The sequence below is a fragment of the Streptomyces sp. 13-12-16 genome (genome assembly GCF_002114215.1).
Lineage (GTDB): Bacteria > Actinomycetota > Actinomycetes > Streptomycetales > Streptomycetaceae > Streptomyces.
Genome location: NZ_NCTE01000601.1, coordinates 1 through 7,854, shown reverse-complemented (window position 1 = coordinate 7,854; position 7,854 = coordinate 1). Strand labels below are relative to the sequence as shown.

The 7,854-nt window shown below is 69.6% G+C and carries 7 protein-coding genes; 4 read left to right on the top strand and 3 right to left on the bottom strand.

The window, feature by feature from the left end; all coding sequences use genetic code 11:
* The 3 genes from B7767_RS47380 to B7767_RS23800 all read left to right on the top strand — a co-directional run.
* Positions 1-482 (top strand): ComF family protein (locus B7767_RS47380; RefSeq protein WP_085573992.1); only part of this gene is annotated, 482 nt, incomplete at its 5' end.
* Between the two features lie 311 nt (positions 483-793).
* The gene (gene hpf, locus B7767_RS23805; RefSeq protein WP_085573990.1) at positions 794-1,486 is read left to right on the top strand and encodes a ribosome hibernation-promoting factor, HPF/YfiA family; all 693 of its coding nucleotides are present in this window, start codon (positions 794-796) and stop codon (positions 1,484-1,486) included.
* Positions 1,487-1,688: 202 nt separating this feature from the next.
* The gene (locus tag B7767_RS23800) at positions 1,689-2,435 is read left to right on the top strand and encodes a response regulator transcription factor (RefSeq protein WP_085573989.1); all 747 of its coding nucleotides are present in this window, start codon (positions 1,689-1,691) and stop codon (positions 2,433-2,435) included.
* Between the two features lie 12 nt (positions 2,436-2,447).
* Here the strand turns inward: B7767_RS23800 and B7767_RS23795 are convergent, their stop codons facing one another.
* Positions 2,448-3,635 (bottom strand): winged helix-turn-helix domain-containing protein, encoded by a 1,188-nt coding sequence (locus tag B7767_RS23795; RefSeq protein ID WP_085573988.1) that lies wholly within the window; start codon positions 3,633-3,635, stop codon positions 2,448-2,450.
* Between the two features lie 49 nt (positions 3,636-3,684).
* Complete coding sequence (locus tag B7767_RS23790) at positions 3,685-4,254, bottom strand: GNAT family N-acetyltransferase (RefSeq protein WP_085573987.1); 570 nt, start codon at positions 4,252-4,254, stop codon at positions 3,685-3,687.
* A 279-nt stretch (positions 4,255-4,533) separates the two neighbouring features.
* On the opposite strand from B7767_RS23790, the gene secA reads away from it, so the two are divergent.
* Positions 4,534-7,380, top strand: a complete 2,847-nt coding sequence (secA, locus tag B7767_RS23785) for a preprotein translocase subunit SecA (RefSeq protein WP_085573986.1) — start codon at positions 4,534-4,536, stop codon at positions 7,378-7,380.
* 83 nt (positions 7,381-7,463) lie between these two features.
* Here secA and B7767_RS23780 read toward each other — a convergent pair.
* A partial coding sequence (locus B7767_RS23780; protein ID WP_256923543.1) for an Rv3235 family protein occupies positions 7,464-7,854 on the bottom strand: 391 nt, incomplete at its 5' end.

The window sequence follows — 7,854 nt, the reverse complement described above, 5'->3', positions numbered from 1 at the left end:
ACGCGGCGGCGGGTGAGCTGCGGCGGGCGGGGGTACCCGCACGAGTGCTTCCCGCGCTGCGGCAACGACGGGGAGTGGCCGACCAGTCGGGGCTCGGCTCCCGGCAGCGGCTGGCCAATCTCGCGGGCGCGCTGACGGTGGCTCCGGGGTGCGGCCGGCTGCTTTCGGCAGGCCGGGTCGTCCTGGTCGACGACCTGATGACGACCGGGGCGTCGCTGGCCGAGGCGGCGCGCGCCGTACGGGCGCGGTCGTGGGCCGAGTCACCGGATGGGGCCGCCGGATCGAGCATTTCGGGGCCCGCGCTCGTGTACTGGGGTGAGACACGGGAAAGGAGAGGGGAACAGCGGAGCGGACCAGTTCGACAGTGGACGGGTCGGCGGCCCGGACGGCCGTCGGTCATGACGGGCGCGGACGGCGCCGACGGGATGTGCGCGGCGGTCGTCGCGGCGTCTCCGGATGCTTTCGAAATAAACCGGAACTGACTGAGAACATGCGTCGTTACAGGTAATAAGAAGGTTAATTCACGAGAATGGAGGTATGGCGCGGTAGAGGGTGACGGCATCCGTCCGGGCGAGATATGTTCGGTTGTGAGGGAAAGCCGCAGGCCACACCTCTCGAATCCGATTGCCGTGCTGCGGGTTTTCCGTCTTCACCCGTGCTGGTGGAGTGGAGATCTCGCCCATGGGGGAGGAGGTGGACGTCACCGAGTCCGAGGTTCCGGACGTCACCGGAACCTGGTGCAAAAGGGAGACGCTCCGCACCGAGGCGGAGTGATCCGGGAACGGAGTTCTGCGTGGACATCGTCGTCAAGGGCCGCAAGACCGAGGTGCCCGAGCGGTTCCGGAAGCACGTGGCCGAGAAGCTGAACCTGGAGAAGATCCAGAAGCTCGATGGCAAGGTGATCAGCCTCGACGTCGAGGTGTCCAAGGAGCCCAACCCCCGACAGGCCGACCGCAGCGACCGGGTGGAGATCACGCTCCGCTCCCGCGGTCCGGTGATCCGGGCGGAGGCAGCGGCGAGCGATCCGTACGCGGCGCTCGACCTGGCAGCGGAGAAACTGGACGCCCGGCTGCGCAAGCAGCACGACAAGCGATTCTCGCGGCGCGGTGCGCGCAGGATCTCGGCCGCCGAGGTCCCCGACCACGTCCCGGGCGCGGCGACACTCAACGGGGCCGGCGCGAGCTCCGCCGTGGAGGAGCCGGAAGCCGTCCCCACCAAGAAGATCGGATCCCTGGAAGTCCAGGGTGACGGGCCCCTGATCGTCCGCGAGAAGACCCACGTGGCAGCGCCCATGACGCTTGACCAGGCTCTCTACGAGATGGAGCTGGTCGGGCACGACTTCTATCTGTTCATCGACTCCGAGACCAAGGAACCCAGCGTCGTCTACCGGCGGCACGCCTACGACTACGGCGTGATCCACCTCAGCACGGACACGATGGTCACCCAGACGCAGCCCCCCGAGGCGGGCGGGACGCTCGGCGGCTGACCCGCCGCGTGACGGCAGAGCCGGTGCCCCTGGTGCGCGTGTGCGCCCCCAGGGGCACCGGTGTGCGACCACTCGGCGCGCACACCGGCACCCCGGTGGCGGCGGGGCATGGAATCATGGCTGCAACGGCCCAACCGGTGGGCCGCTGCCTTGGGTTGGCGATGGTCAGGACCACAGGCCACAGCCTTCAGGGGGAGGAACGATGGCGGACAGCTTCGGACCGATGCGTGACGGGGACGCCGACGACGGCGTCGTCGGCATGGGCCCGGACGCGGACACACCACGCAAGGAGCCGATCAGGGTCCTTGTGGTGGACGACCACGCGCTGTTCCGCCGTGGACTGGAGATCGTGCTCGCGGCCGAGGAGGACATCCAGGTCGTCGGTGAGGCGGGGGACGGCGCGGAGGCGGTGGAGAAGGCGGCCGACCTGCTGCCCGACATCGTCCTGATGGACGTGCGGATGCCCAAGCGGGGCGGGATCGAGGCGTGCACCTCCATCAAGGAGGTCGCCCCCAGCGCGAAGATCATCATGCTGACGATCAGCGACGAGGAAGCCGATCTCTACGACGCCATCAAGGCGGGCGCGACCGGTTATCTCCTCAAGGAGATCTCCACGGACGAGGTGGCCACCGCCATTCGCGCGGTGGCCGACGGACAGTCGCAGATCAGCCCGTCCATGGCGTCGAAACTGCTCACCGAGTTCAAGTCGATGATCCAGCGCACCGACGAGCGCCGGCTGGTGCCCGCGCCCCGGCTGACGGACCGTGAACTCGAAGTCCTCAAACTGGTGGCCACGGGAATGAACAACCGTGACATCGCCAAGGAACTGTTCATCTCCGAGAACACCGTGAAGAACCACGTGCGCAACATCCTGGAGAAGCTCCAGCTGCACTCCAGGATGGAGGCGGTGGTCTACGCGATGCGGGAGAAGATCCTCGAGATCCGGTGACGGCGCCCCGCGTCAGGCCAGGGCCCGGGCGAGCTCCAGGGTGAGGGCCTCGCGCAACTCCGGTGCGTCGACCCGCTCCACGCGCACGTCCGTGCAGTCCACCCAGCCCGCCGCCTCCACCAGGGCCTGGGCCACGGCGGGAACCGCCTTGCGGCCGTCCAGCGTGACCTGCTTGGCCACCAGCGTGCGGCCCTCACGGGCCGGGTCGACCCGGCCGACGAGCCGGCCGCCCGCGAGGACGGGCATCGCGAAGTAGCCGTACACCCGCTTGGGCTTGGGCACGTAGGCCTCCAGGCGATGGGTGAAGCCGAAGATCCGCTCCGTGCGCGCCCGTTCCCAGACCAGGGAGTCGAACGGGGACAACAGCGTCGTACGGTGCCGGCCGCGCGGCGGTGTCGCCAGGGCCGCCGGATCGGCCCAGGCCGGCTTGGACCAGCCCGCCACCGTGACCGGGACCAGGCCCGAGTCGCCGATCACCGCGTCGACCTGCTCTCCCCTGAGGCGGTGGTAGTCGGCGATGTCCGCGCGCGTCCCCACGCCGAGGGACCGGCCGGCCAGGCGGACCAGACGGCGCAGGCACTCGGCGTCGTCCAGCTCGTCGTGCAGCAGCTCCGTGGGGATCGCCCGCTCGGCGAGGTCGTAGACCCGCTTCCAGCCGCGGCGCTCGACGCACACCACCTCGCCGTACATCAGGGCGCGCTCCACGGCGACCTTGGTGCCGGACCAGTCCCACCACTCGCTGGTGCGCTTGGCGCCGCCCAGCTCCGTGGCGGTCAGGGGGCCCTCCGCGCGGAGCTGCTTGATCACCTGGTCGTACACGCCGTCGGGGAGCTCGTGGCCCCAGAGCGGGCGGGCGCGGTAGGCGCGGCGGCGGAAGGCGAAGTGCGGCCACTCCTCGACGGGGAGGATGCACGCGGCGTGCGACCAGTACTCGAACGCGTGCGGCGGCCGGGACGCCTCCTTCCAGTACGCCTCCTCCACGGTCCGGCGTCCCACGGAGCCCAGACGGGCGTACGGGATGAGCTCGTGGGAGCGGGCGAGGACGGAGATGGTGTCGAGCTGTACCGCGCCCAGATGGCGCAGGACGCCCCGGACGCCCGAGCGGCGGTCCGGGGCGCCGAGGAATCCCTGGGCCCGCAGGGCGATGCGGCGGGCCTCGTCTGCCGTCAGTTCCGTGGTCGGGCGCGGAAGGGTCGTCATACGTCCGCACGATAGAGGGCGGCACTGACAACGGCGGTGGGCCCGGGACTCATCCCCGCCCGGGGACGTAGGGCGCCGTGGAGGGAAGTCCCAGGTCGGACGGGAGCAGGGAGCCCACCCAACCGTCCCGCAGCACTCCCTTGTTGCTGAGCGAGGAACGCAGGACGCCCTCGATGGTGAAGCCCGCGCGCTCCGCCACCGCGCGGGAGGCGGTGTTGCCCACCTCCGCGCGCCACTCCACGCGGTCGACCGACATCCGGGTGAAGGCCCAGCGGGAGGCGGCGAGGGTGGCCTCGGTGATGTAGCCGTTGCCGCGGTGCTCCTTCGCGCACCAGAAGCCGATCTCGCCCGTCCCCAGGGAACGCATGGTGATGCCGAGCATGCCCGTGAGCTCCCCGGTGGGCAGGAAGACGCCGAAGGTGAACATCGAACCGCCCGCCCACCCGTCGGGAGCGATCTGCTCCGTGAAACCCCGCGCGTGCTCCGGAAGGTACGGGGAGGGGACCGTGGTCCAGCGCTGGATGTCCGGGTCCTGGCAGATCGCGTACACGGCGTCGGTGTCCTGCGGGCCGACCGTGCGCAGCAGGAGGCGGTCGGTGGTGAGCGTGACGGGTTCCATCGGCCGATTCTGCTCGCGCGGGGTGGACGGCGCCATCCCTTTCGCGGTGCGTGAGGTGATGATCACCCTTCGCGCAACTCGCCGGTGCGGGGCGGCACCATCCGAGGGGCCCGGACGTTCTCCTTTTGAAGCAGCCGTGAAACGGATAGGAAGCAGCCGACGGTCACCCCCGCGGCAGGCCTCCCGGCGTGGCGGGGTCCTCGCATACGATGGCCGTTGCTCAGTCAGTGAAATGGAAACCGACCGTCCCAGGCCCGACCGGCAAGGAGACCAACCCCCGTGTCCGTCCTCTCGAAGATCATGCGTGCAGGCGAAGGCAAGATCCTGCGCAAGCTGCACCGCATCGCGGACCAGGTCAACTCCATCGAAGAGGACTTCGAAGGCCTCTCCGACGCCGAGCTGCGGGCCCTCACCGATGAGTACAAGCAGCGGTACGCCGACGGTGAGAGCCTGGACGACCTGCTCCCCGAGGCGTACGCCACCGTCCGCGAGGCCGCCAAGCGCGTCCTGGGCCAGCGGCACTACGACGTCCAGCTCATGGGCGGCGCCGCCCTGCACATGGGCTACGTGGCAGAGATGAAGACCGGTGAGGGCAAGACCCTCGTAGGCACCCTGCCCGCGTACCTGAACGCCCTGTCCGGCGAGGGCGTCCACATCATCACGGTCAACGACTACCTGGCCGAGCGCGACTCCGAGATGATGGGCCGCGTCCACAAGTTCCTGGGCCTGAGCGTCGGCTGCATCCTGGCCAACATGACGCCGGCCCAGCGCCGCGAGCAGTACGCCTGCGACATCACCTACGGCACGAACAACGAGTTCGGCTTCGACTACCTGCGCGACAACATGGCGTGGTCCAAGGAGGAGCTCGTCCAGCGCGGGCACAACTTCGCCATCGTCGACGAGGTCGACTCCATCCTCATCGACGAGGCCCGTACGCCGCTGATCATCTCCGGCCCGGCCGACCAGGCCACCAAGTGGTACGGCGACTTCGCCAAGCTGGTCAAGCGCCTCAAGCGCGGCGAGCCCGGCCAGCCGCTCAAGGGCATCGAGGAGACCGGCGACTACGAGGTCGACGAGAAGAAGCGCACGGTCGCCATCCACGAGTCCGGTGTCGCCAAGGTCGAGGACTGGCTGGGCATCGACAACCTGTACGAGTCGGTGAACACCCCGCTCGTGGGCTACCTGAACAACGCCATCAAGGCCAAGGAGCTCTTCAAGAAGGACAAGGACTACGTCATCATCGATGACGAAGTCATGATCGTGGACGAGCACACCGGCCGTATCCTCGCCGGCCGCCGTTACAACGAGGGCATGCACCAGGCCATCGAGGCGAAGGAAGCGGTGCCGATCAAGGACGAGAACCAGACGCTCGCCACGATCACGCTGCAGAACTTCTTCCGCCTCTACAAGCGCCACGACCACGACGGCAAGGAGCAGCCGGGCCTGTCCGGCATGACCGGTACGGCGATGACCGAGGCCGCCGAGTTCCACCAGATCTACAAGCTCGGCGTGGTGCCCATCCCGACCAACCGGCCGATGGTCCGCAAGGACCAGTCGGACCTGATCTACCGCACCGAGGTCGCCAAGTTCGAGGCGGTCGTCGACGACATCGAGGAGAAGCACCGCAAGGGCCAGCCGATCCTCGTCGGCACGACCTCGGTGGAGAAGTCCGAGTACCTCTCGCAGCAGCTCAGCAAGCGCGGCATCCAGCACGAGGTGCTGAACGCCAAGCACCACGAGCGGGAGGCGTCGATCGTCGCCCAGGCCGGCCGCAAGGGCAGTGTCACCGTGGCCACCAACATGGCCGGCCGTGGTACGGACATCAAGCTCGGCGGCAACCCCGAGGACCTCGCCGAGGCGGAGCTGCGTCAGCGCGGTCTCGACCCCGAGGAGCACATCGAGGAGTGGGCGCACGCCCTGCCCGAGGCCCTCGAGCGGGCCGAGGCGGCGGTCAAGGCCGAGAAGGAAGAGGTCGAGAGGAGCGGCGGCCTGTACGTCCTCGGCACCGAGCGGCACGAGTCGCGGCGCATCGACAACCAGCTGCGCGGTCGTTCCGGCCGTCAGGGCGACCCGGGCGAGTCCCGCTTCTACCTGTCGCTCGGTGACGACCTGATGCGGCTGTTCAAGGCGCAGATGGTCGAGCGCGTGATGTCCATGGCGAACGTGCCGGACGACGTGCCGATCGAGAACAAGATGGTCACCCGCGCGATCGCGTCCGCGCAGTCGCAGGTGGAGACGCAGAACTTCGAGACGCGCAAGAACGTCCTGAAGTACGACGAGGTCCTCAACCGGCAGCGCGAGGTCATCTACGGCGAGCGGCGCCGGGTCCTGGAGGGCGAGGACCTGCAGGAGCAGATCCAGCACTTCATGGACGACACGATCGACGCCTACGTCCGGGCGGAGACCGCCGAGGGCTTCCCCGAGGACTGGGACCTGGACCGGCTGTGGGGCGCGTTCAAGCAGCTCTACCCGGTGAGCGTCACCGTGGAGGAGCTGGAGGAGGAGGCCGGGGACCGCGCCGGTCTGACGGCCGAGTTCATCTTCGAGTCCATCAAGGACGACATCCGCGCCCAGTACGAGGCCCGTGAGGCGCAGCTCGGCTCCGAGATCATGCGTGAGCTGGAGCGCCGGGTCGTGCTGTCGGTCCTGGACCGCAAGTGGCGTGAGCACCTCTACGAGATGGACTACCTCCAGGAGGGCATCGGCCTGCGCGCGATGGCGCAGAAGGACCCGCTGGTCGAGTACCAGCGCGAGGGCTTCGACATGTTCACCGCGATGATGGAGGGCATCAAGGAGGAGTCCGTCGGCTATCTGTTCAACCTGGAGGTCCAGGTCGAGCAGCAGGTCGAGGAGGTCCCGGTCGAGGACGCCAAGCCGGTGGCCGACCTGGAGAAGCAGGACGCGGTGCCCGCGCAGGCGGGTCCGCGCCCCGAGATCCGGGCCAAGGGGCTCGACGCCCCGCAGCGGCGGAACCTGCACTTCTCCGCGCCGACGGTGGACGGCGAGGGCGGCACCATCGAGGGCGACTTCGCCACCGACGACGAGCCGGTGCGCTCCGAGGCGGACGGCCTCACGCGCGCGGAGCGCCGCAAGCAGGCGAAGAGCGGGCGTCGCCGCAAGAAGTGAGCGGACCGTGAGAGGCCGAGGGCCGGACACCCCAGGAGGTGTCCGGCCCTCGGGCTTTTCCCGGGTGCGGCCGGCGGGTGCGCTCAGCGGGTGTCCGCGCGGCGCGTCCGCGGGCCGCCCAGCTCCACGGCGGTGCAGCGCCAGCGCAGGTCCCGGCCCTGTTCCAGCCGGAAGGCCATGGCGCGCAGCCTGTCCCCGGCCCCGATCCGGGCGAACGCCTCGATGGCGCCCTCGCGGGGCTCGAACCAGCCGATGTCGCGGACGACGGGACGGACACCCCGGGTGCGCAGCGGCCCGCGCTCGGCCAGCCGGATCAGCTCGTCGTAGGCATGCCCGGCGGTGTGGCGCAGCATCGCGTGCACGGGGCGCTGCCCGCTGAGGACGGCGAGCAGCAGCTCGGCGAAGCGGTCGGTGGGCCCGGGCTGGGGGACGGCGGGGCGGAGGGGAGCCCGGTCGGCGACGCGCGGGCGGGCG

What these genes read in the sequence shown, in the direction of transcription:
- B7767_RS23800 (WP_085573989.1), top strand. Translation starts at nt 1,689, where the DNA reads ATGGCGGACAGCTTCGGACCGATGCGTGACGGGGACGCCGACGACGGC.
- B7767_RS23795 (WP_085573988.1), bottom strand. Translation starts at nt 3,635, where the DNA reads ATGACGACCCTTCCGCGCCCGACCACGGAACTGACGGCAGACGAGGCC.
- B7767_RS23790 (WP_085573987.1), bottom strand. Translation starts at nt 4,254, where the DNA reads ATGGAACCCGTCACGCTCACCACCGACCGCCTCCTGCTGCGCACGGTC.